22 protein-coding genes and 1 tRNA gene are annotated in these 22,952 nt (G+C 38.8%); 14 read left to right on the top strand and 9 right to left on the bottom strand.

Features of this window, described 5'->3' with window-relative positions; all coding sequences use genetic code 11:
* Positions 1–7 precede the first annotated feature (7 nt).
* Positions 8–322: an Asp-tRNA(Asn)/Glu-tRNA(Gln) amidotransferase subunit GatC gene (gene gatC, locus ACINWC141_RS06605; RefSeq protein ID WP_000107699.1), complete on the bottom strand. Its 315-nt coding sequence runs from the start codon at positions 320–322 to the stop codon at positions 8–10.
* A gap of 133 nt (positions 323–455) precedes the next feature.
* Here gatC and ACINWC141_RS06600 point away from each other — a divergent pair, with 133 nt between their 5' ends.
* The 6 genes from ACINWC141_RS06600 (at position 456) to ACINWC141_RS19470 (ending at position 5,271) form a co-directional block, all read left to right on the top strand.
* Positions 456–1,496, top strand: a complete 1,041-nt coding sequence (locus ACINWC141_RS06600) for a rod shape-determining protein (protein ID WP_004789315.1) — start codon at positions 456–458, stop codon at positions 1,494–1,496.
* A gap of 16 nt (positions 1,497–1,512) precedes the next feature.
* Complete coding sequence (gene mreC / locus ACINWC141_RS06595; RefSeq protein ID WP_009389719.1) at positions 1,513–2,370, top strand: rod shape-determining protein MreC; 858 nt, start codon at positions 1,513–1,515, stop codon at positions 2,368–2,370.
* Positions 2,357–2,848 (top strand): rod shape-determining protein MreD, encoded by a 492-nt coding sequence (mreD, locus tag ACINWC141_RS06590; protein ID WP_009389483.1) that lies wholly within the window; start codon positions 2,357–2,359, stop codon positions 2,846–2,848. Before mreC ends, mreD begins: the two co-directional genes overlap by 14 nt.
* Positions 2,836–3,396: a Maf-like protein gene (locus ACINWC141_RS06585; RefSeq protein ID WP_034677886.1), complete on the top strand. Its 561-nt coding sequence runs from the start codon at positions 2,836–2,838 to the stop codon at positions 3,394–3,396. The genes mreD and ACINWC141_RS06585 overlap by 13 nt, the downstream gene beginning before the upstream one ends.
* Positions 3,397–3,503: 107 nt before the next feature.
* Entirely contained in the window at positions 3,504–4,958 is a 1,455-nt protein-coding gene (gene rng, locus ACINWC141_RS06580; RefSeq protein WP_034677884.1) for a ribonuclease G, read from the top strand.
* 139 nt (positions 4,959–5,097) lie between these two features.
* Positions 5,098–5,271 (top strand): PA1571 family protein, encoded by a 174-nt coding sequence (locus tag ACINWC141_RS19470; RefSeq protein WP_002116397.1) that lies wholly within the window; start codon positions 5,098–5,100, stop codon positions 5,269–5,271.
* 28 nt (positions 5,272–5,299) lie between these two features.
* Here the strand turns inward: ACINWC141_RS19470 and ACINWC141_RS06575 are convergent, their stop codons facing one another.
* Positions 5,300–6,685 carry a WS/DGAT/MGAT family O-acyltransferase gene (locus ACINWC141_RS06575; protein ID WP_009389445.1) on the bottom strand — a complete coding sequence of 462 codons (1,386 nt, stop codon included), beginning with the start codon at positions 6,683–6,685 and terminating at the stop codon, positions 5,300–5,302.
* A gap of 171 nt (positions 6,686–6,856) precedes the next feature.
* Complete coding sequence (locus ACINWC141_RS06570; protein WP_004789321.1) at positions 6,857–7,591, bottom strand: phosphoadenylyl-sulfate reductase; 735 nt, start codon at positions 7,589–7,591, stop codon at positions 6,857–6,859.
* 184 nt (positions 7,592–7,775) lie between these two features.
* Here ACINWC141_RS06570 and thrH point away from each other — a divergent pair, with 184 nt between their 5' ends.
* A complete protein-coding gene (thrH, locus tag ACINWC141_RS06565; protein ID WP_009389629.1) occupies positions 7,776–8,393 on the top strand; it encodes a bifunctional phosphoserine phosphatase/homoserine phosphotransferase ThrH in 618 nt (205 codons plus the stop codon).
* Positions 8,394–8,453: 60 nt separating this feature from the next.
* Here thrH and ACINWC141_RS06560 read toward each other — a convergent pair whose 3' ends face one another.
* Both ACINWC141_RS06560 and ACINWC141_RS06555 read right to left on the bottom strand, forming a co-directional pair.
* Positions 8,454–9,965 (bottom strand): OmpP1/FadL family transporter, encoded by a 1,512-nt coding sequence (locus tag ACINWC141_RS06560; RefSeq protein WP_009389346.1) that lies wholly within the window; start codon positions 9,963–9,965, stop codon positions 8,454–8,456.
* Between the two features lie 600 nt (positions 9,966–10,565).
* Positions 10,566–11,264 carry an NAD(P)H-dependent oxidoreductase gene (locus ACINWC141_RS06555; protein WP_009389489.1) on the bottom strand — a complete coding sequence of 233 codons (699 nt, stop codon included), beginning with the start codon at positions 11,262–11,264 and terminating at the stop codon, positions 10,566–10,568.
* Between the two features lie 157 nt (positions 11,265–11,421).
* On the opposite strand from ACINWC141_RS06555, the gene ACINWC141_RS06550 reads away from it, so the two are divergent.
* Positions 11,422–12,447: an AraC family transcriptional regulator gene (locus tag ACINWC141_RS06550; RefSeq protein WP_009389475.1), complete on the top strand. Its 1,026-nt coding sequence runs from the start codon at positions 11,422–11,424 to the stop codon at positions 12,445–12,447.
* A gap of 48 nt (positions 12,448–12,495) precedes the next feature.
* On the opposite strand, the gene ACINWC141_RS06545 is transcribed toward ACINWC141_RS06550, so the two are convergent.
* Together ACINWC141_RS06545 and ACINWC141_RS06540 are read right to left on the bottom strand one after the other, a co-directional pair.
* Positions 12,496–13,488: a fatty acid desaturase family protein gene (locus ACINWC141_RS06545; RefSeq protein WP_009389501.1), complete on the bottom strand. Its 993-nt coding sequence runs from the start codon at positions 13,486–13,488 to the stop codon at positions 12,496–12,498.
* A gap of 105 nt (positions 13,489–13,593) precedes the next feature.
* Positions 13,594–14,394 (bottom strand): PaaX family transcriptional regulator C-terminal domain-containing protein, encoded by an 801-nt coding sequence (locus ACINWC141_RS06540; RefSeq protein ID WP_009389463.1) that lies wholly within the window; start codon positions 14,392–14,394, stop codon positions 13,594–13,596.
* 353 nt (positions 14,395–14,747) lie between these two features.
* Between ACINWC141_RS06540 and ACINWC141_RS06535 the strand changes: the two genes are divergently transcribed.
* From ACINWC141_RS06535 to hchA, 4 genes are all read left to right on the top strand, one after another.
* The gene (locus ACINWC141_RS06535; protein WP_009389310.1) at positions 14,748–15,566 is read left to right on the top strand and encodes an undecaprenyl-diphosphate phosphatase; all 819 of its coding nucleotides are present in this window, start codon (positions 14,748–14,750) and stop codon (positions 15,564–15,566) included.
* A gap of 157 nt (positions 15,567–15,723) precedes the next feature.
* Positions 15,724–16,620 (top strand): AraC family transcriptional regulator, encoded by an 897-nt coding sequence (locus tag ACINWC141_RS06530; RefSeq protein ID WP_009389614.1) that lies wholly within the window; start codon positions 15,724–15,726, stop codon positions 16,618–16,620.
* A 31-nt stretch (positions 16,621–16,651) separates the two neighbouring features.
* Complete coding sequence (locus ACINWC141_RS06525) at positions 16,652–17,662, top strand: NAD(P)H-quinone oxidoreductase (RefSeq protein ID WP_081400043.1); 1,011 nt, start codon at positions 16,652–16,654, stop codon at positions 17,660–17,662.
* Between the two features lie 220 nt (positions 17,663–17,882).
* Complete coding sequence (hchA, locus tag ACINWC141_RS06520) at positions 17,883–18,758, top strand: glyoxalase III HchA (RefSeq protein ID WP_009389618.1); 876 nt, start codon at positions 17,883–17,885, stop codon at positions 18,756–18,758.
* A gap of 13 nt (positions 18,759–18,771) precedes the next feature.
* On the opposite strand, the gene ACINWC141_RS06515 is transcribed toward hchA, so the two are convergent.
* A tRNA-Arg gene (locus tag ACINWC141_RS06515) sits at positions 18,772–18,844 on the bottom strand.
* A gap of 59 nt (positions 18,845–18,903) precedes the next feature.
* Positions 18,904–20,283, bottom strand: a complete 1,380-nt coding sequence (locus tag ACINWC141_RS06510) for an amino acid permease (RefSeq protein WP_004789335.1) — start codon at positions 20,281–20,283, stop codon at positions 18,904–18,906.
* 378 nt (positions 20,284–20,661) lie between these two features.
* Here ACINWC141_RS06510 and prpF point away from each other — a divergent pair, with 378 nt between their 5' ends.
* Complete coding sequence (gene prpF, locus ACINWC141_RS06505) at positions 20,662–21,849, top strand: 2-methylaconitate cis-trans isomerase PrpF (protein WP_009389563.1); 1,188 nt, start codon at positions 20,662–20,664, stop codon at positions 21,847–21,849.
* A 161-nt stretch (positions 21,850–22,010) separates the two neighbouring features.
* Complete coding sequence (locus ACINWC141_RS06500; RefSeq protein WP_009389335.1) at positions 22,011–22,922, top strand: polyprenyl synthetase family protein; 912 nt, start codon at positions 22,011–22,013, stop codon at positions 22,920–22,922.
* The last annotated feature ends 30 nt before the right edge of the window (positions 22,923–22,952 follow it).

The following is a 22,952-nucleotide window of genomic DNA, read 5'->3' as shown; positions in this document are numbered from 1 at the left end:
GTAAAAGTTATTCAATCACGCGAGGAACAAGATACAAACCATCTTGAGTTGCAGGTGCAACTGCTTGGTATTCATCTCGATGATTGCTTTCCGTTACCACATCAGCACGTAAAGGTTGAGGATTGTCAAAAGGACTTTTCAAAGGTTCTACGCCTTCCGTATCAATGCCTTTTAAGGTTTCCATCATGCCTAAAATTTTATTTAGACTTTGAGCATATTCAGCAGATTGCGTATCATTGAGCGACAATCGAGCAAGATTGGCGATTGCTGAAACTGTTTGTGCATTTAAATCTGCTGAATGCTGTGCATCCGATGTAGACATAACATCACCTAATCAGTATTAAAAATTTTCAAAATATCGTGCGTTATAATAAGCGATTGACTTGTTCAAATCATCACATTTAGTTTAAAGTTGCCACCTTGCATCCACATGAAAGTTTAACTGAGAACGAACCGTGATTCTAAAACGACTAATTGGCTTGTTTTCGCCGGATCTAGCCATTGATTTAGGTACAGCAAATACACTTATTTATGCACCAGGCCGCGGCATTATATTAAATGAACCGACAGTTGTGGCAATTCGTCACAGTGGTTCACAAAAAATTGTTGCTGCTGTAGGTCTAGATGCTAAGCAAATGCTGGGCCGTACGCCTGCGAATATTTCTGCAATTCGTCCAATGAAAGACGGTGTAATTGCGGATTTTGAAGTGACTGAAACCATGTTGAATCAGTTTATTGGTAAAGTTCACGAAAAACGTTTGTTCCCACCTGCACCTCGTGTAGTTGTATGTGTACCATGTAAATCAACTTTGGTCGAGCGTCGTGCGATTCGCGAAGCAGTATTTAATGCTGGTGCCCGTGATGTTCGTTTGATTGAAGAGCCTATGGCTGCTGCAATTGGCGCAGGTATGCCAGTTGAACAGGCGTGTGGTTCTATGGTTGTGGATGTTGGTGGTGGTACAACTGAAATTGCAATTATTTCATTGCAAGGTTGTGTCTATGCTGACTCTTTACGCATCGGCGGCGATGTTTTTGATGAGCAAATCATCAATTATGTTCGTAAAGCTCACGGTTGTGTAATTGGTGAAACCACTGCTGAAATTATTAAAAAAGAAGTAGGTATGGCTGTTTCTGATGGCACAACATTAGAAATTGAAGTACGCGGTCGTAATCTTGCAGAAGGTGTGCCTCGCGCAATTACTGTAACTTCTGACGAAATTACTCAAGCAATCTCTGATCCATTACAAAATATTGTAAGTGCAGTAAAATCAGCACTTGAGCAAACTCCTCCTGAACTTTCTTCTGATATTGCTGAGCGCGGTATTGTGTTGACAGGTGGTGGTGCGTTACTTCGTAATCTCGATAAATTGTTAGCTCAAGAAACTGGTTTACCAGTTGTGGTTGCTGAAGATCCTCTTACTTGTGTAACTCGCGGTGGCGGTAAAGTATTGGAATTCTTCGACAACCCGAACCATGACATGCTTTTCGTCGGTTAAGTTTAAGGATTAGGCGGTGCAACCGAATATTTTTTCAAGACAGCCGCCATCTTTCCGCTCGTTCATTATTGCGGTCATTACATGCTTGGTTGTGCTGTTCTTTGATTGGCGCATGCCCTATGTAATTCAGCCAGCAAGGGATGTCCTGTACGCTGCATATAACCCAATTTATGCATTGGCCAGTTATCCAGTACTGTCGAGAGAATGGCTGAATCAACAAACAAAATCTGAAGCACAACTGCGTCGTGAAAATACTGCGATGCAGGCTGAGCTTTTACAAGCTCAGGTTCGTTTACAGAAGCTTTCTGAACTGTCAGCTGAAAACACCCGTTTGCGAGGTCTTCTTGATACTCCATTAATTATTGATGGACGTATGGAGATTGCCGAAGTGATTGGGACAGATGCAGACCCATTGCGTCATATCATCATTGTTAACCGTGGTTCTATGGACCATTTAAAGGTCGGTCAAACGGTTCTGGATGATAAGGGGATTATGGGACAGATCATTAATGTATATCCTCATAGCTCACGTGTAATGTTGTTATCAGATAAAGAACATTCACTTTCAGTACGTCTTGAACGCACTGGAATGCGAGCGATCGTGTCTGGTACTGGTGATTTGGGCCGTTTAAAAATGGAATATGTGCCGACCAGTGCGAATATTCAAGTAGGCGATAAAGTGTTTAGCTCAGGTTTGGGTGAACATTTCCCAGCAGGTTATGCAGTGGGTACAGTTGCTAAAATAAGACGTCATAATTCAGGCGAGTTTGCAGAAATTGATGTTACACCAGCCGCGCAACTAGCAACGGGACACCATGTCGTTATACTTTTCTCAGAGTCATTAGCGAAGGAGCAGCCATATGCCGATCGCTAAACTGAAACGAGAAAAGCGCCAAGATCCATTATGGGGAATAATTATCTCTGTAATTGTAGGCTCGGTGCTCATGGTTTACCCGCTATCCTACGATATTTCAGGTTGGCGCCCATTATTCATGTTGATGATTATGCTGTTTTGGGTGGTATGTCAGCCAACATGGTGTGGGGTCTGGTTTGCATTTGGAATGGGGATTTTTACAGACTTATTGCTTGATGCTCCTTTAGGTCTCAATGCCTTAAGTTTTGTAATTATGACTTTCCTTACCCGATTTTTAATTCGGGAGCGCCGTATTTTAACCTTTGGTAATTTATGGACAATTGCAACGCTGGTCATTATTGCTCATTTAGCGTTTATGTGGGTAACCCAGACCATGGGTGGAATTCATTTTTCGATTGCTAGACATTGGCAACCATTGATGACAAGTATCATCACGTGGCCAGTCGTCTATTATTGTTTGGCAAAATGGCGCATATAGTTTTAGCATCTAGCTCTCCTCGTCGGAAGGAGCTGTTACAACAGCTGGGCTTGGATTTTGAAACCTATAGCCCGGATATTGATGAGTCTGTTCATAAGAATGAGCTGGTTCATCACTATGTTGAACGGTTGGCTAGAGAAAAAGCGCAAACTGTACTGACGCTTTTTCCAGAAGCAATTGTTATTGCTGCCGATACAAGTCTTGGGCTTGATGGTCAAATTATTGGTAAGCCTGAATCAAAGAACCATGCCTTTGAAATCTGGAAACAATTGTCTGGCCGTTGGCATGATGTGTTTTCTGGACTATGTATTGCTACGCAGCAACAAATGTTAAGTCAGGTGGTGCAAACACAAGTCGAATTCCAGCATCTGACTGCACAAGATATGGAAGATTATTGGACTACAGGTGAGCCTATTGGGAAGGCCGGTGGATATGCAATTCAAGGAATTGCTTCTCAATATATTCCCCAAATTCAAGGAAGTTATAGTAATGTGGTAGGACTTCCTTTATACGAATTTGCACAGTTATTCAAAAGAGTAAAGACATAAGAGGTTGTTATCATTCTTAATTGAATAGCATTGTCGATAAACACTAGGCAAAGTTAACAGCTTCTCTGACTCTTTAATAAAAATTTTATAACGCTTTGAGTTTATGTATGTCAGAAGAATTACTTATTAATGTCACGCCTATGGAGTGTCGGGTGGCATTAATCGAAAATGGAACTGTTAATGAGCTGTATGTCGAACGTACAGTCAAACGTGGTCTAGTCGGCAATATTTACAAGGGTAAAGTCGTGCGGGTGCTTCCGGGCATGCAAGCTGCTTTTGTTGATATTGGTTTGTCTCGAACAGCCTTTTTACATATCAATGATATGGTTTGGCCTCGTTCACAGCCTACCCCAAATGTTTTTGAACTCTTACATCCCGGGCAAACGCTTACTGTCCAAGTAATGAAAGATATGTTGGGAACAAAAGGTGCACGTCTGAGTACCGACCTTTCAATCCCTTCTCGTTATCTAGTTCTCATGCCATATGGTAATCATATTGGTGTATCTCAGCGTATTGAGTCTGAAGAAGAACGAGAGCGACTACGTAATATTATCGAAAGTATTCAATCTGAACATAATTTGCCGGGTAGCGTGATTGTACGCACAGCTGCTGAAGGTGTCGATGAGGCAGAAATTGCACAGGATATGTGCTATCTGAGTAAATTATGGGAATACATTCAACGAAAACAAATTGATGTTGCTGTTCCTTCCTTAATTTTTGAAGAGCTACCATTACCTCAACGTATTATTCGAGATTTGGCTAGTGATGAAACTGCAAAGATCTATGTCGATTCGAGAGAAATTCATGCCAAGCTTCTTGAGTTTGTTGAAGAATTTGTCCCGAATATGCAGAGTCGACTCATTCATTATCCAGGTGAACGACCACTATTTGATCTTTATAACGTCGAAGAAGATATTCAAAAAGCCTTACAAACCCGCGTAGCTTTGAAGTCAGGCGGCTATCTGATGATCGATCAGACTGAAGCCATGACAACGATTGATGTTAATACGGGGTCATATGTAGGTGGTCGTAGTCTTGAGGACACAGTTTTTAAAACCAATATGGAAGCGACTCAAGTTATCGCGCGTCAACTTAGACTGCGTAATTTGGGTGGTATTCTCATTATTGATTTTATTGACATGCAAGAGGCAATTCACCGTGAAGAGGTGATGCGTCAGTTTGAAAAAATGCTTGAGCGTGATCACGCCAAAACCAAGATTACTCAGGTATCAGAACTTGGTCTGGTCGAAATGACGCGCAAACGAACACGTGAATCGTTAGAACATTTGTTATGTGAGTCGTGTCCAACCTGTCAAGGACGTGGTTTTGTCAAAACAGCAGAGACAGTGTGTTACGAAATATTTCGTGAGATATTACGATATACCCGTGCATTTGAGTCAACGAGTGGCTTTACTGTTGTTGCTCATCCTTCTGTGATTGACCGATTATTAACAGCAGAAGCGCCAGCAGTGGCAGATTTAGAGCATTTCATCAACCGCGTAATTAAATTTCAGGTCGAAAATTTATATACGCAAGAGCAATACGATATCATTTTAAGTTAAAGTTGTAACAAGATATCGCTTAATCCTTGTTACAACTGAAATTTTACTTTCATTCATGAATTTTAAATACTACTTACATACAGTAGCCGTAGACGTTCTCCCTATTTAACGTCTTAGCAAACAATAAGAGGTATAACCCATGAATGTAAGTGAAAACTTAATTAGCAACGGTCTTAAACATGTTTTAGAAAGCACGCCAGTAAATAGCTGCTATATGTTGAATGACCAAGGTAAAGAAGTACCGATCACAACTGCAATGATTCGTTCAGTATGTCATCAGTTGCTTAACCAGTGCCGCACAATCAAAAAATAAGGGGCCAATTCAAAGCCCCTTAATTTTTCTAACTTGCTGAATGATGTTTCAGCTGCTTTTCTGCAATAATTTCTTCAAAACGTTGAATCTCATCTTCTAAGTGAGTTAAAAGGTTTTGCATTTTTGGCAAAGCATTTCGACAAGCTGTTAATCCAACTTCAAGCTTATCTAAATAACTGGTCATGGTAATGTTTAGAGCTTGTCCATCCATGACAATTGAAGCAGGGTAGAGAGCATCTAATTTCGCGCCATTCCAATAAAGCGGCTCACGTGGTCCTGGGACATTGGAAATGACTAAATTGAACGCCTGGCGCTTAGGAAGCATTCCTGACATGATGTTTAATCCTGCCGGACCATAAACAACTGCACTGTAGTTTAAAATTTCATTCGCAGTCATACGGCTAAAGCGTTGCTTTGAATTTTGCATACTGCGACGAATAATTTCTAGACGTTCTAATGGTTGGTCTTTATGAGTCCCTAGATTTGCCAAAATCATTGTAATTCGGTTACTCATGTCAGAATCATCTGTGTGTAATGAAGCTGGAACCATGGCAATAAGTGGCTTTTTAGGTAAGCTATTTTGACTAATCAAATATTCACGTAAAGCTCCAGAACATACAGCCAGCACAACATCGTTAATTGTGACACCTAATGCCTTTGAGATTTTTCTAAGGCGGCTGAGTTCAAATGATTGGGCAGCAAAGCGACGTGAAGCACTTACTCTTTGGTTCAATATCGAAATTGGCGCCTGAAAGGTAGAAACATAATCAGGATTTTTACCCATTTCTTTAAATATAGTCTGAGATAGCTCTTGCATCACTTTAGGAGCTATATCGAGTTGAGATTTAATACCACCTAAAATACTCTTAATTTTGCTTGTACTTGGAGTAGGTACTTTTAGGCGTTTAGTTCTTTTGCTCTCAACACACCATAGAGGAACCACGTGTTTCTCTTCAGGTGTTTTTGATAGGGATTTCTCGATCAAACGCATACCCGCAACGCCATCGACCATTGCATGATGGATTTTAAAATACATGGCAAAACGATTGCCTTCGATTCCTTCAATAATGTCGCACGTCCAAAGTGGCTTTGCACGATCAATTAATGAGCTATGCTGCTGTGAAATATAAACCAGTAGTTCACGAATACGGCCCGGATGAGGCAAAGCAATGTGGCGAAAGTGATGATCGATATCGAACTCTTCATCTTCATCCCAAAATAAGCCATTTAAACGGTTATTGAAGGGTGGGATAGGAATGCTTTTTGAGCGTTTAATATCTTCAACTAAATCATGTACAAAAGTTTCAGGTGCATTTTCAGGAATTTCAAATAAAAATAATCCACCGACATGCATGGGTTGCTGTCTTTTTTCAAGTGACAGAAAAATGAAATCAATTGGGTGTAATGGACGCATAAATCATTGTGCCTCATGCATTTTTCTAAGAAGCCCTTATCTGAGCTCTTATTAGAATTATAGAACCGTAAAATTAAGTATATAGCGTTTAGAGTAGATAAAATATGACTTTGTGTACGGAACATGACATAAAAAAAACCACTGATTTAGCAGTGGTTTTTTGATAACAAATTACTTTTTCATGTTGCCTGCATGTAATCCACACTCTTTTTGAGTCGCTTCTTCCCACCACCAGCGTCCTTCACGCTCATGTTGATTTGGTAATACAGCACGTGTACATGGTTCACAGCCAATAGAAACAAAACCACGTTCGTGAAGAGGGTTATATGGAATTTCCATCATACGGATGTAGCTCCATACTTCCGCACTTGTCCAGTTTGCTAGAGGATTATATTTAATGAGCTGCTTACCTGGACCTGAGAAACCCGCATCTGCTTGTACTACTGGAATTTCTGTACGTGTACCAGGGCTTTGATCTTTGCGTTGACCCGTAATCCAGCCATCTAAAGTCGCAAGTTTTTTACGTAAAGGCTGAACTTTTCGGATACCACAACATTCTTGGTGACCATCTGTAAAAAAGCTGAATAAACCTTTTTCGTTTACCATGTTTTGAACAGCTTCAGATTCAGGGAAACAAATTTCGATATTGATATTGTAGTGTTTACGGACAGTTTCAATAAATTGATAAGTTTCAGCATGCAGGCGGCCAGTGTCAAGACTAAAGACACGGAACGGCTTACCCAAACGTGAAGCAATATCAATTAAGACAACGTCTTCTGCTCCCGAAAAAGAAATTGCAATTTCACCTTGCTGGCTTAAGGCAAGCTCTAAAATTTCTCGCGGGCTTTTGGTTGCATATTCAGCAGCAAGAGCATCTACGATATCAATAGTCGGAATAACGGTCATGTGTGTTCCTGGCAAAAGGCTTGGGCGCATTGAGTTATGAAAAATATTCTAAAGGATAGTTGATAAACTGCTTAGCACTTTAATTTCGATCCTTATGAATAAAATTGATTTGATCAATAACAACGCAAAACTGAAAATCTTAGTGGTATGATACAGCAATTTTTAACCAACGTTGGAAGCATTCATGGAAATCGTATGCCTAGATCTTGAAGGGGTTTTAGTTCCTGAAATCTGGATCAATTTCGCTAAAAAAACAGGGATTAAAGAACTCGAGGCGACAACTCGTGATATTCCGGATTATGATGTTTTAATGACTCAGCGTCTTAATATTTTGAAACAACACGGTTTAGGCTTAAATGACATTCAAGAAGTCATTGCTGAGATGGGGCCATTACCAGGCGCAAAAGAATTTGTTGAATGGGTGAGCACTCATTTCCAACTCGTGATCTTGTCAGATACTTTCTATGAATTTGCGCATCCTTTAATGAAGCAATTGGGGTGGCCAACTATTTTCTGTCATAAATTAGAGACAGATGAAGAAGGAATGATTACAGCTTATAAATTACGCCAACCAGATCAAAAACGTGAGTCGGTTAAGGCGCTACATGGCTTAAATTTCCGAGTAATCGCAGCGGGTGACTCGTATAACGATACAACCATGCTTGGTGAAGCGGACCATGGTTTCTTATTTGATGCGCCAGAAAACGTGATTGCTGAGTTTCCACAGTTTCCAGCTATCCACGGATATGATGCATTAAAAGAAGCAATCCGTTCGGTTTCACAGCGTACAATCCCAGCTTAAGAGATAAGTAATAAAAAAGGCGCTTTAAGCGCCTTTTTTATATGAATGATTTTTTAAAACTTAGAATTTATAACCAAGTTTTAAACCATAAGCGATTGCATTGTTGTCAGAAAACTCTGCAACATATTCATCACTACCTGCTTGCGCACCTGTTTGAGCTTTAGCATCGCCTAACCAGAAGTATTTTACACCACCAGCAATGAACGTTTGAGGAGTAGGGCTATATTGAACACCTAAACCTACGTTCCAGTAACCTTCTGTTGGTCCTAATGTTGTTATAGGATTACCTGCACCAGAGTCCCAACCTACAGAAACGTTACCAGCCCATTTATCGTTAAGTTTACGGCCTACACCAGCGTTCACAGACCATTGGTCATCAGAATATTCAACTAGGTTAAAGCCATTTGGACGTCCAACAAGACCACCTACAGCTTCTGAGACTTTGCCAAATTTATATGGTTGAATTGAGAAATCTTTCCAGTTCACCCAACGTACATTGGCAAATGCAACTGTATCAGCCATGACACCTGTTTGGAAATCAAGGTTAACAGACTGTGGTGTTGTAATTGTAGTTTTACCAGATGAGTTAATTGCTTGAAGTTTAGAAGCTGGAACATCTAGACCAGCAAGTACTGAAGTAAGACCAGGGAAATTTAATATAGATAAATTTTCATTAATATCTACTTTATGATCAATTTCAGAACGATAAGTTACAGATGCTTTAAGTGCAATTTCAGGAATTTGATAAGCTGCGCCTGCTAACCAACCCGCACCTGTTGTTTCTTTAATATTTGCATCATAACCATTATAAAGACTATAAGCTTGACCTCGTAAACTTACATTACCTTTAATTGTTTGTAATACAGGACCAGCGTAGAAATTGAAGTTTTGAGTCGGTTGAAAACCAAAAACAAAAGATAAGTTTTGTGTATCAACTTTAACTTTAGTTGCGCCCTTACCTAAATAATTATTTGCTGCATTAATAGCAGCTTGGGTGTTTTGTAGTGCTGTTAGTCCTGCACCTACAGTTGTATTTCCACCTTTAGCAACTTGTTGTAATGCACCTAAGATCTCTGTTTGAGTTGGTTTTGTAGGATCACCGCCAGTAACCTTCGTCACAGCTATAAGAGCTGGTGTAAATGCTGATCCAGATGCTTGAACTAACTTACTAATTGAGCTAGTTGCTAATTCACCTAATGCCTTTTGACTTAAAATAGTATCAGTACCGGGATTCGAAACGAATACATTATTACCTGAATATTCTGCATCTGCTCCAAATGGTTGGTCGTAAAGTAAACCAAAAGAGAATTTATCGTTGAGTTGTAATTTTAATGCAGCACTTGGGAAGTAGTAATCATTACCCATATCGCTAATATCGCGGCGTGTTGCGCTTGAACCTGCTTCTTTACCCGCTACATCTGGGTCTAAAACAGAAATACCAGCTTCAAAGTAATTACCAGGCTGCAAAAATGCAGACATTGATTGTCCAGAGCGATCCAATGCTGCTGCAAAAACCCCAGTTGCAGGCAGCGTTGCTAAAATCATTGCAGTGCTCAGATGTTTTAATTTCATTTTTAATCTTTCCTTGAACTTCAAGACATTTTTTTAAAAGTAACAGAGTTAAACCGTTTAAACTGTGTTGCCTTCAAAGCTTTAAATTACAACTAATAAAAGCTTTGATAACTCCATGTAACAAAAATAGCATAATTACAATAAGAGTAAATCTGTTATATGAACTGAGGAGTACTCACTTTTTATACAAATAGTGTCAATAATGAATGAAATATGAAGGAATATTTTCATTGTTAAATTTATTTAATTAATTGATATTTATATTTTTTATCTATTAGTAACGCCCTTTGTTTTTATGACATTTTTGTCACAAATCTAAGAAAAATGGTCAAAGATTTTTTTGTAAAAATATGAATTAAGTGATTAGGAAATGAGTATTGGTTATCATTTTTACTTGATAAGTCTCGTTTCACTACATTTGTATATTATTGATTAAATTTTATATTCTTAATTTTATAAAAATTTTTACCTTAATTTTTTTACCGTTTGATCTATTTTTTGAGCAGTTTTGATCCTTTTGTTTGGGAGTAGCTATGAGAAAGAATAACCGAAAATAATAAGCTAGATTCGGCTATTCTATTTTAGAGCTAAAACACAGCATTAGAGTGGGTATAACTTTTCATCAAATTGCTCAAGCTTAGGAAATGTTAACGGTTCGAGTTGATCCAGATGAGTGAGATAAGTTATATAGTCTTCGAGTAGGGTTTCTCGTGCTTCGTGGCTAATATATGGCACGTGGTAAGCAATGAATGGTGGTAGAACTTCAAAGCCAGCATATGCCAAAGTACCACGCTGAATTGGCGATAAATAATTTTCGATTGGGCCGTGAATTGAGTTTTCTCCAAACATGTGCGTTCTGCCACCGAGTGTTAAAGAGAGCATCGCTTTTTTACCCGCCATACCACCATGGTTGTAAAACCGCTTACCCCCATAAAACAAGCCAGAGACGAACACACGATCAATCCAGCCCTTTAAAATTGCGGGCACAGATGTCCAGTAGAGTGGAAAATTTAAAATAACTAAATCAGCTTTTTTTACTTTTTCAATTTCTGCTTGAATATCTGGAGCTAGAAGTTGATTTTTGCTGGCATTTCTTTGTTCGAGAGCATAGTTAAAATAATCAGGTTGGTTGAGCTCTAAAAAATCTTCTTTTGATGCAATAGGGTTAAATTGCATCGCATATAAATCTGAAACTTCTACGCTGTGCCCCAAATTTTCAAAGGTCTGCTTGGCTGTACTTTTTAGAGCAGCGGTAAAAGATTGTGGTTCTGGATGAGCATGGACAATCAGAATGTTCATAAGTCGACCTGTATTCCTTTTCGGAAATTGTGCTGTCTAGTGCAATTCAGCGGATTTTGTTTTGAATCACTATGCCTCAATTTAAAAGCATGGCATAGTTCCTGAACTGACAGTTTTTACCATTTCACGCCATTCTATTTTGCTTAATAGGTTGCTCATGAATCCAGAATTACCCGGAACTTATATTAACTTATTAGTCGAGACTGTTAAGCGATGGGGTGTCTCTGGCGAGCAACTTTTAGATGGAAGCGGCATAACATCAGATCAATTAAAAAAGCCTTATTGGTATGTTGAGTTCAATCACTTAAATCAGTTTATTGAACGGGCCATTACTTTGTGTGAAGAACCAGCATTAGCTGGGTATTTAGCTTTGGAGATGACAGCCTCATGTTATGGTTCAGTCGGAATGGCTGCTATGGTTTCTCCAAATTTAGGAGAAGCGCTGAAAATACTTGAGCAGTTCATTGGATCTCGTTGTAATCTTTTTAAACCACAACTAAAACAAGAAAAGAATTATGTATGTTGGTCAATTCATCAGCCCGTAAAAGCATTTCAGCTGAGCCCAAACGCCAACATTTTTTTGTTAATCGGTTTTGTTCAAATTGCAAAAAAATTAACAGGGCTTTCTCATTTAGGAAAAGTTGAATTACAAATGCCGGAACCGATAGGTTTTGCTCAAATAAGCGATCAACTAGCAGTCACTTGTTTATTTAACCAAAAGCGTAATAGCTGGACATTTCCAAAAGAATATTTAGTACAACCTGTATTAACCGCAGACCCAATGCTAGCGCCGTTGTTAGATGCACAATGTAAGCGGGATATAGAGAAATTAAAGTTAAAAAGTGGTTGGAAAGGGCGAGTTAAACAAGTAGCTGAAAAATTGCTTCTGGATGAGCAAGGTGAAACCTTAAAAGTGGGACAGGTAGCTCAAATCATGAATATGTCAGAACGAACTTTACAACGTTACTTAGCCCTTGAGAATACAAGTTTTACAGTCTTGATTGACTTGCTTAAAAAGGAACATGCTCAGAAACTTTTAGCACAAAATAACATGTCGATTGAAAAAGTGGCTTTAATGCTGGGGTATGCCGAGACTTCTCACTTCACTCGTGCATTTAAGCGCTGGATGGGGATGACGCCTAAATATTTCCAAACCCAGCATAAAATGGCTGGTTTAAATTAAAAGGTCATAAATTTAACTTTATGGCCTTTTACCTATAATTTTAATGGGTTAATTAGATTGTTCTGGCTTAGATGAGAGTGATTCAATCACTTCAAAATAGCTAGGTGGTGCCGGAACATGTCCGCGATCTCTCAATAGACGATGCATACGCGGCAGTTTGAAGTAGGGCACGGAAGCCATTAAATGATGTTCCATGTGATAATTAACGTGAATAGGAGCCACAAAGCTTCTGGCAATCCAACCTGCACGTGTTGTACGGGTATTGGTTAAGGCTGTATTACTCGTTTGCATTCCTGCATGCTCGGCCATTGAGCGAATTCTTAAAAATAATGGAAATGGTGTCAAATAAGCTAAAGGCCATAACCAATAAAACCGCTGTTGACCAAAAGCCTTTAAAAGACCATAGAGTGCTACATTGGTCGCAATGGCCCCAGTACTATTTTTTACAAAACTTTTTGCATAATCAACCAGTTTTTTATTGCTGCGGTCTAACCAGACTTGATCATTTGCAACTGTCCATTTCATTAAATCTAGATCCATTAACACTCGACCAAAGCTAAACTTTAATCCGGTCATACCCGTTAAGTCGCGTAAGAATTTACGCGTAAGAGATTTTTTCCTTACTGGAAAACCAGAAACTAAAGAAAGGTCCGGATCATCTGGAGTAGATGTTTTTGCATGATGACGAACATGATGTACACGGTATTTTTGTAGATCATTCCAGATTGGTCGAGCGCATAGCCATTCACCTATAAAGTCATTTATTTTCTTATTTTTGAATAAGCTTTTATGAGATGCATCGTGCATTAAAATCGCTAGGCATAACTGGCGACCAGCCAATATAGCCAAAGCAAGCATACAAGCAAGTAATTTGCCCCAGCTTGGTAAATAATCCCACATCATGATTAAGCTAGCAAATGTTCCACCAATAACAGCCCATGTACTTGCAACCGCCCAAGCACCGTATGCATCTGAGGGTTGCGTGAGTTCTTGTATTTCTTCTCTGCTAAATAGATCGGTCACGCTCACTTGTGCATTCATTTTTATTCTCCCAAATCAGATTTTGGTTTCCATATTTTATATTACCAATATAATCATAAAATTTAAAAAAGTGTAATATTTGTTTGTAAAAAAATAAATCGCTCTTTAATGAGCTAATTCATTTTCATAAATTTTTTGCCACAGCTTTTGTCCAATTGAGTCGAGTTGCTGTACATTTTGAGCAAACTGATTGCGGGCATGTTCGTTAACAAATGGAGAGGGCAATAGAGGATCATTCATGAGTAAGGTAATTGTTTCACGTCCTAATAACAAAGCTTGGGTAGCGGCCTCATTTAAGGATAACTTTTTATAATTCAAAAACCATTCTTGGATATCTTGACTATACATCTCATAGTTTTTTTCAAGCTGCTTCGTATCCCATAAAGAAGGAATTAACGAAACTGTTTTTGAGTCAAATTTTTGAATAATAGAAATTTTGGCTTCATTTTCAAGGCCCGCTAAAACGAGCTCTTCACATGTTTTTTCAAAGCTATAGGCTAAATTATCTGGACGTATATAAATACCAGTTTCGAGCTCTCTAAAACCAAATTGGCGTAAAGCATGTTCTCTCTTTTTTAAAGCGGTCCGGTCTATACGGCCTAATGTACCTGTAAATACTGCCAGATATTGCTGTTGCCATTCTTTGGTCTGCTTAATGCCATTTTTACGATTTAAAATGACTTTTGCCCATTCTTTGGTAGAGGACGAAAGTTGATAAATACCGCGCTCGGCACTCTCGATCATACCTTCATTTAACAGTCGAGTGGTCGCAACGCGAATACCATTTTCACTCATATGAAAGAGTTTTGCTGCAATTAATATTTGTTTAATGGTGAGCTGAGAATAGGCCGAGGAAAGAAATAAATCGATAATGAGATGACGTGCATTAATTTTGGTATTTTTCATTCAGATAGAATTTTTGATATGAGCTGCATTTAATCAGAATAATATCATGTTTTTTTAAGGACTTTTTAAGATCATTTTGTAGAGTAACTAAAGACAAAAAGCTTTATCTGTACCAAGAATAATTTCGGTAGTTTTTAACCAAGTTTGATCTTTTTACGATAGTTAACCCAAGTTTGTCATCATGATGTGATACATTATCGCACTTTAAATAAACTGCCTTGAACTAGGGGCAATAACCACAAACGTTAGAAATGATCTGATATTGAACATGTGTTAAGTCTAATTTGCGACTTACCAATTGCGATAAAACAAATTTTAGATCGTTCTAGTGATTAACTTTCTTTGAGCAAGTTATGGAAAATTTTGAAGTTATAAAAGCACTCTTTTTAGGCTTTGTTGAAGGCTTAACTGAATTTTTACCCATCTCGAGTACAGGCCATTTAATTTTATTCGGCCATATTATCGATTTCCATTCAGACGGCGGTCGTGTATTTGAGGTCGTAATCCAGTTAGGTGCTATTTTGGCAGTGTGCTGGTTATACCGACAAAAAATTGTTAACTTGATTAAGGGCTTCTTTAGTGGTGATGTGGAGTCACGTCATTTTGCGATTAGTGTGCTGATTGCATTCTTCCCAGCAGTCATTATTGGGGTTTTGGCGGTAGACTTTATTAAAAGTGTTTTATTCAGCCCAATTGTGGTGGCAGTTGCCTTAATTGTCGGGGCTCTTATTATTTTCTGGGTTGAATCTAGACAATTTGAACATAAGACACTCGATGCAACCAAAATCACCTTTAAGCAAGCACTTTTAGTTGGTCTTGCTCAGTGTGTAGCAATGATTCCGGGAACTTCACGTTCGGGTGCAACAATTGTGGGTGGAATGTTTGCGGGCTTATCACGTAAAGCTGCTACAGAGTTCTCTTTCTTCCTTGCTATGCCAACGATGTTAGGTGCTGCAACTTTTGACTTGGTTAAAAATGCTGACGTACTGACTGCCGATAATATGATTAATATTGGAGTCGGTTTCGTTGCTGCCTTTATTGCCGCGCTGTTTGTTGTAAAAGCATTGGTGTTGTTTGTAGAGCGTCATACCTTACGTGTATTTGCTTGGTATCGAATTGCACTCGGTGTAATTATTTTGATTGCAGCAATGTTCTTTAATTTATCGGCTTAAATAATCTGATGAAGTGAAAAACCTAGAATGCTCTAGGTTTTTTTATGCCTAAAAATTGATTTGAATTGCCTATTTATACAAAGTCAACCTAAGACTGATGTTTTCATTTTAGGTTCATTGTTATATTGATTAGTAGATTACTTCTCACAATAAAACTATGCCGCAAAATCATCTTACAGTACATTTGGTCGATGCATTTTTGCACTTGGCTCCAACAGAAGGCCTCTATCCTACTTTTATTTCTAACATCACTTTGATGCGTGTAGATCATTCCACACCACCTGTTGCAGTGCTGCAAGAACCTTCAATTGTTTTAGTGATACAGGGGTTAAAGCGAGGATATATTGGTAAAGAAATCTTTCAATTTCAACAAGGACAGTGTCTATTCATCTCAATTGCAATACCGTTTGATTGCGATACTGTCGTTGAAAATAATGAACCAATGTTGGCGATAGCAATAAAATTTGAACCACAAATGATGGCTGATCTCATTACTAAAATGGATAAACAGCAACAAGTGGTTACTGAAGATCCTCACACGGAAGATTTAAAATTGAGCTGTGGGCTTAGAGTGATCGACATGAATGCCACCATTTCAGAAGTTGCTCTCAGATTACTCAATCTACTTCGCTCTAAACAAGATACTTTTATATTGGGGGAGCAAATTAAAAGAGAATTGGTTTATCGTGTGGTACAAGCTTCAGGTGGCAATCTAGTCGAGAGCTTATCGGCTATGGCAAGTCGAAATGGTGTGATTTACACCATTTGTGAAATTATTCAACGTGATTATTATCATAACTTAACGGTTCAAGATTTGGCGAAACAAGCGGGCATGAGCATCTCGCTTTTTCATCAGACTTTTAAAAAGGTGACGAATTATTCGCCCTTACAGTACATCAAAATTACTCGGCTACATAAGGCTCGTGAGTTGATCATGAACAATAAAATGGGTGTAGCAGAAGCCGCCTATGAAGTGGGTTATGTCAGTGCTTCGCAATTTAGCCGAGAATTTAAGCGACTGTTTGGCGTTCCACCCAAGTCCTCAATTATTTAACGTAGATTAGTATTTGAAATATAAATCAAACATGGAGCATTTTATGACCCTTCCAACAACCATGAAAATTATTGAAATTACGGCTCCTGGTGGACCTGAGGTTCTAAAAGTTCAGGATGCTAGTGTTCCCGTAGCTCAAGCAGATGAAGTCTTAATTGAGGTAAAGGCTGCTGGAATTAACCGCCCTGACGTTTTGCAGCGTATGGGATTATATCCAATGCCTAAAGGTGTTACTCAAATACCTGGACTTGAAGTCGCTGGTGTAGTGGTGGCTGTGGGTGAACAAGTAGATCAATTCAAGGTTGGTGATAAAGTCTGCGCCTTAACCAATGGCGGTGGTTATGCTGAGTACTGTGCGGTAACTGCAACTCAAGTATTACCAATACCTGAAAATTTATCTTTTACGCAAGCTGCTGCGATTCCGGAAACATTTTTTACGGTTTGGGCAAATCTATTTGATATTGGCCGTTTAAAGAAAGATGAAACCGCATTGATTCATGGTGGGGCAAGTGGTATTGGAACCACAGCTTTAGCCATTTGCCAAGCTTTAGGAATTAAAACTTTTGCTACCGTGGGTAGTGAAGATAAAGTTGAAGCACTTTCTAGTTTCACCACAGCAATTAATTATAAAACCCAAGATTTTGAGCAAGAAATTTTGAAACATACTCAAGATCAAGGTCTTGATGTTATTTTAGATATTGTGGGTGGCTCTTATTTCTCAAAAAATTTAAATCTATTAAAACGTGATGGCCGACTTGTCATTATTGGTTTTATGGGTGGTCGAATCGCAAAAGAATTTGATTTACAAAAACTGATTTTAAAACGTGCCACAATTACGGGTTCAACGATGCGAGCACATAATAGCCAAGAAAAAGCAGAGATTGCCCAATCTTTGCATGAGCATGTATGGCCACTCTTAGCTCAAGGTAAATGTTTACCGCAAATCTATAAAACGTATGCTTTTTCAGATGTGCAAAGTGCTCACGCATGTATGGAACAAGGTGACCATATTGGGAAGATCGTTTTAGAAATGAATGCGTAACGCTGTAAACATTAAAGTTTGGGCGAACGACAGGTTCGCCTAAACCGAATTTTATAACTCTAAATTATGCCTATTTCTCTATAAAAATTGCCAAATTCTATTGGCAGATTGCACCAGCTCTATAACTTCACCTATAACTTCACCTATAAATTGAGCAAGAAATAAAAATTGGTTCTTACCTTATTATTTCTTTCCATACTGATGAAAAAGGATAGTAACAATGAATACCGCAAATATTGATGATAAAAATCCTACTCCAGATTTGGCTGAAGACAATGCCTTTTTCCCATCACCTTATTCACTAAGTCAATATACTGCTCCTAAAACCGATTACGACGGCACGACTTATTCAACGCCGTATGCGGGCAATAAAAAAGTTTTAATGATTGCAACTGATGAACGTTATATCCAGATGCAAAACGGTAAGTTCTTTTCAACAGGAAACCATCCTGTAGAAATGCTTTTACCGATGTTTCATTTAGATAATGCAGGCTTCGAAATTGATGTTGCGACACTTTCTGGGAACCCTGCCAAACTTGAAATGTGGGCAATGCCAAAGCAAGAACAAGTTGTATTAGACACCTTTCAGAAATATTCAGACAAATTAAAAAATCCATTAAAGCTAACTGATATTTTAGAAAACGCAGTGGGGGAAAACTCACCATATGCGGCTGTATTTATTCCGGGGGGGCATGGCGCATTAGCTAAAATTCCACATAGCCTTGAGGTGAAAAAAGTTCTTAAATGGGCAGTTGAACAAGACAAATTTATTATTACGTTATGTCATGGTCCAGCTGCATTACTTGCTGCGGCAGTAGATGAACAGCCAGAAAACTATATTTTTAAAGGTTATCAAATTTGTGTATTCCCTGACTCATTAGATAAGGGAGCAAATATTGATATCGGTTATATGCCGGGGGCTTTACCTTGGCTAGTAGGTGAAAACCTTGAAAAACTCGGTGTTGAAATTTTAAATAAGGGCATTACAGGGCAATGTCATAGAGACCGTAAATTGCTAACTGGTGATAGTCCGCTTGCTTCTAATAATTTAGGAAAACTTGCAGCTGAAACATTGTTGGCTGAAGTGAAGGATTAAGTTAAGAAGTATGTGCGCCCTGCGGGACTCGAACCCACGTCGGTCGCTTAGGAGGCAACTGCTCTATCCAGTTAAGCTAAGGGCGCATAATTTTATGATTATAAACAAAAAAGCCATTGTCGAGACAATGGCTTTTTAAATTTATTTATTCTTCCGGATTCTCAATGGAATCTAGTTTTTTAGGATTTAAATAGTCAAAAAGTACGAGCATTGCCGTAATCCAAATAGGGATCATCATTACTGACTCTTTGAAGCCTTGAGTCCACATAATATAGAGAACCACAGCAATAAACGCTAAAACTAAGTAATTACTAAAAGGTGACCATAACGCTGGAAAAGATGTCTTAATATTCGCGTGCTTAACAAAGCGTCTATACTTCAAATGTGTAATTGATATCATTGCCCAGTTTAGAACAAGTGCACCAACCACAACATACATGAGATGTCCAAGGGCATCTTCAGGTACAAAGTAGTTTAAAAGAACACAACCAAAGATTAATAAAGCAGAAAGCAGAACAGCAGGAATAGGAACCCCCTGTTTATTGGTTTTTGCAAAAACTTTTGGCGCATTCCCTTGTTGAGCGAGACTGTAGAGCATACGGCTATTTGCAAACATCCCACTGTTATAAACAGAGAGAGCAGCAGTTAAAATAATAAAGTTCAGTAAGTGTGCAGCCCAACCAATTCCCATTTGGCTAAAAATCATAACAAATGGACTTTTATCGAGACCGCCAAGATCTAATTGGTTCCATGGCACTAATGAAAGTAAGATCGCTAGTGAGCCGATATAGAAAATCAAGATACGGAAAACGACTTGGTTAATTGCTTTTGGAATGGTTTTTTTCGGATCTTTTGCTTCTGCTGCGGCCATACCAATCAGTTCAATACCACCAAAGGCGAACATCAAGAAAGCCAACATATAGAACAGGCCGCTAAAGCCATTTGGAAAAAATCCACCATGAGACCAAAGGTTACTAAATGAAATGCTTGAACCTACATCTGCTGTAAATAGCAAATAAAGCCCAAACACAATCATAGAGATAACCGCAGCAACTTTAATAATAGCGAGCCAGAATTCGGACTCACCATAAAATTTGACGTTGGTTAAGTTAATTGCCGTAATCACGACAAAGAAAAATAAGACAGAAGTCCACGCTGGAATATGAGGCCACCAATAATTAATATATTTGGCTACCGCGGTGAGCTCGCTCATCGCAACCAGAACGTAGAGTATCCAATAGTTCCATCCGGTTAAAAATCCGGGAAATTTCCCCCAATATTTATACGCAAAATGGCTGAACGATCCTGCAACAGGTTCTTCAACAATCATTTCTCCCAAGTGACGCATAATCAAAAACGCGATTAAGCCGCCAATGGCATATCCTAAAATAATGGATGGTCCCGCAGATTGAATCACTTGCGCCGAGCCTAAAAATAATCCGGTACCAATTGCTCCACCCATAGCAATTAATTGGATATGTCGATTTTTTAGTCCTCGTTGCAGTGTAGAAGATTCGTTGGTCAAAGGTCTTCACTCACAATGAATAAGTAAATTATTCTAATAGATGGAGTTATTTTAGCCTAGACTACAAATTAATAAGCTGTGACTGAAAAGTAATCTTAAAAAACATTTAAAATCATGACCTTGCTTTTAATATTTCAATATCGAGTGAAAAGTGCTCTAAAAAATATAATTTCATATAGACTTTTTTTCTTAAATTTTGCTTAGATTAAGTCATTGCAAGCATATTGCTAAATTCTCAAAATATGCTTGCGTCAATACGATTGATGTATAAAGCAGATCGCTATCTCTTGGCCTTAAAACAATTTAAGATGCAGAGAAGGGTAAACAAGAATGTTTGTTTTGATATAGAAGAACATAATAGTAAGGATAACAGTTGATATGAGCTCAGTACCGCAAATTAGAATTCCAGCAACTTATATGCGTGGTGGAACCAGTAAAGGTGTCTTTTTTAAGCTTGATGATTTGCCGGAAAAAGCCCAAGTTGCAGGAAAAGCAAGAGATCAGCTCTTACTACGTGTCATAGGTAGCCCAGACCCATATGGAAAACAAATTGATGGGATGGGCGGAGCCACTTCGAGTACCAGCAAAACCGTTATTCTCGCTAAAAGTTCTCAGCCAGAGCATGACGTTGATTATTTATTTGGTCAGGTTTCAATTGATCAAGCTTTTGTAGATTGGAGTGGTAACTGCGGTAATTTGACTGCTGCTGTTGGTTCTTTTGCGATTTCAAACGGTTTGGTTGATGCCAATCGTATTCCAGAAAATGGCCTATGTACGGTTCGAATCTGGCAAAAGAATATTCAAAAAACTATTATTGCGCATGTGCCTATTACCAATCGTCAAGTTCAAGAAACTGGTGATTTCGAGCTGGATGGGGTGACATTTCCTGCCGCTGAAGTTCAAATTGAGTTTTTAGATCCAGCCGATGATGGTGAAGAAGGCGGCGATATGTTCCCTACAGGGAATGTCGTTGATGAACTAGATGTACCTGATATTGGTCGTTTCCAAGCGACATTTATTAATGCCGGAATTCCAACTATTTTCTTAAATGCAGAAGATTTAGGGTACGAAGGTACCGAATTACAAGATCATATTAATAGTGACGCGACTGCATTGGCACGTTTTGAAAAAATTCGTGCATATGGCGCGGTACAGATGGGCTTAATTAAAGATATTTCAGAAGCAGCTGCGCGTCAGCACACACCAAAAATTGCTTTTGTTTCTAAACCTAAAAATTATACGGCATCAAGTGGTAAATCAGTTTCAGAAAGTGACGTTGATTTACTGGTTCGTGCTTTGTCGATGGGTAAATTACACCATGCGATGATGGGAACAGCAGCGGTTGCAATTGGCACTGCTGCCGCCATTCCGGGCACATTGGTAAATCTAGCAGCTGGTGGGGGCGAACGTGAGGCCATTCGTTTTGGGCATCCATCGGGAACATTACGTGTTGGTGCTCAAGCAGAGCTTGTTAATGATCAATGGGTCGTGAAAAAAGCCATTATGAGCCGTAGTGCACGTGTATTAATGGAAGGCTGGGTGCGTGTTCCGGGTGACAGTTTCTAAAGCACTTAAAAATGAAAAAAGCCTCTCAATTTTGTAGAGGCTTTTTTACATAGACCTTTGAAAACCATCACGCACTTTTCACAGTGAATCGTGTATGATGTAGCGCATGAATGCTTCATTACATTCAATAAAATTTCTCTACTGATTTTATCGAGGCGACTGTGTCATCACTCTCTCAAGTTAATGCGGATGTTTTAAAACAAGCTCAACAACGTATTCAACAAGATTTATTGACGACATTGGCTGCGTTCTCTATTCCAGAACCTTTAAAAAGTGCAGTACATCATGCAGTTATGCTTGGTGGAAAACGTGTTCGTCCGGCTTTGTGTTATTCCACCGCTTCTTTACAGCCAAATCCAAATTTTGCTGCGGCTCGTCGTGCTGCGGTTGCAGTAGAACTTATTCATTGTTATTCACTGGCTCATGATGACTTGCCTTGTATGGATAATGATTTACTTCGTCGTGGGCAACCGACTTGTCATGTTGCATTTGGTGAAGATACTGCTTTGCTTGCGGGCGATATTTTACAATCGATGGCTTTTGAGGTTTTAAGTAGTCGTTTGTTTGATGAACAAGGGCAGGGCACTGATGCCGCGATTGTATTAAAACAAATCCAGATTCTAGCAACAGCCACCTCTAAAATGGTTTGCGGGCAGATTTTAGATTTACAAGCTGAAGCTAAGCAAATTGTTCAAGAAGAACTTGAAAACATACATCGTAATAAAACTGGTGCACTCATTCAGGCGGCCATTATGATGGGTGCAGTCACTATATTTTCTGGAACCGATCAAGCAATTCCAAAATTACGCCAATATGGGCAGACCATTGGGCTAGCTTTTCAAGTGTTAGACGATATTCTCGATATTACTTCGAGTACTGAAACTTTGGGTAAAACTGCTGGTAAGGATGAGCAAGTTCAAAAATCGACGTACCCAGCGTTAATGGGGCTTGAACAAGCACAGATTTATGCCAAAGAATTGCATGATCAAGCTTTTGAGGCCTTAGCTCATTTTGGTGACAATGCAAAAGAATTAGTGGATATCTCACAATTTCTTTTAGCGCGTACGAATTAACAATATTAAATTAATATTCGGTGCTTCTAT

It is taken from the genome of Acinetobacter sp. WC-141 (assembly GCF_000313935.1).
Lineage (GTDB): Bacteria > Pseudomonadota > Gammaproteobacteria > Pseudomonadales > Moraxellaceae > Acinetobacter.
This window is presented reverse-complemented; position numbering and strand designations above follow the sequence as displayed.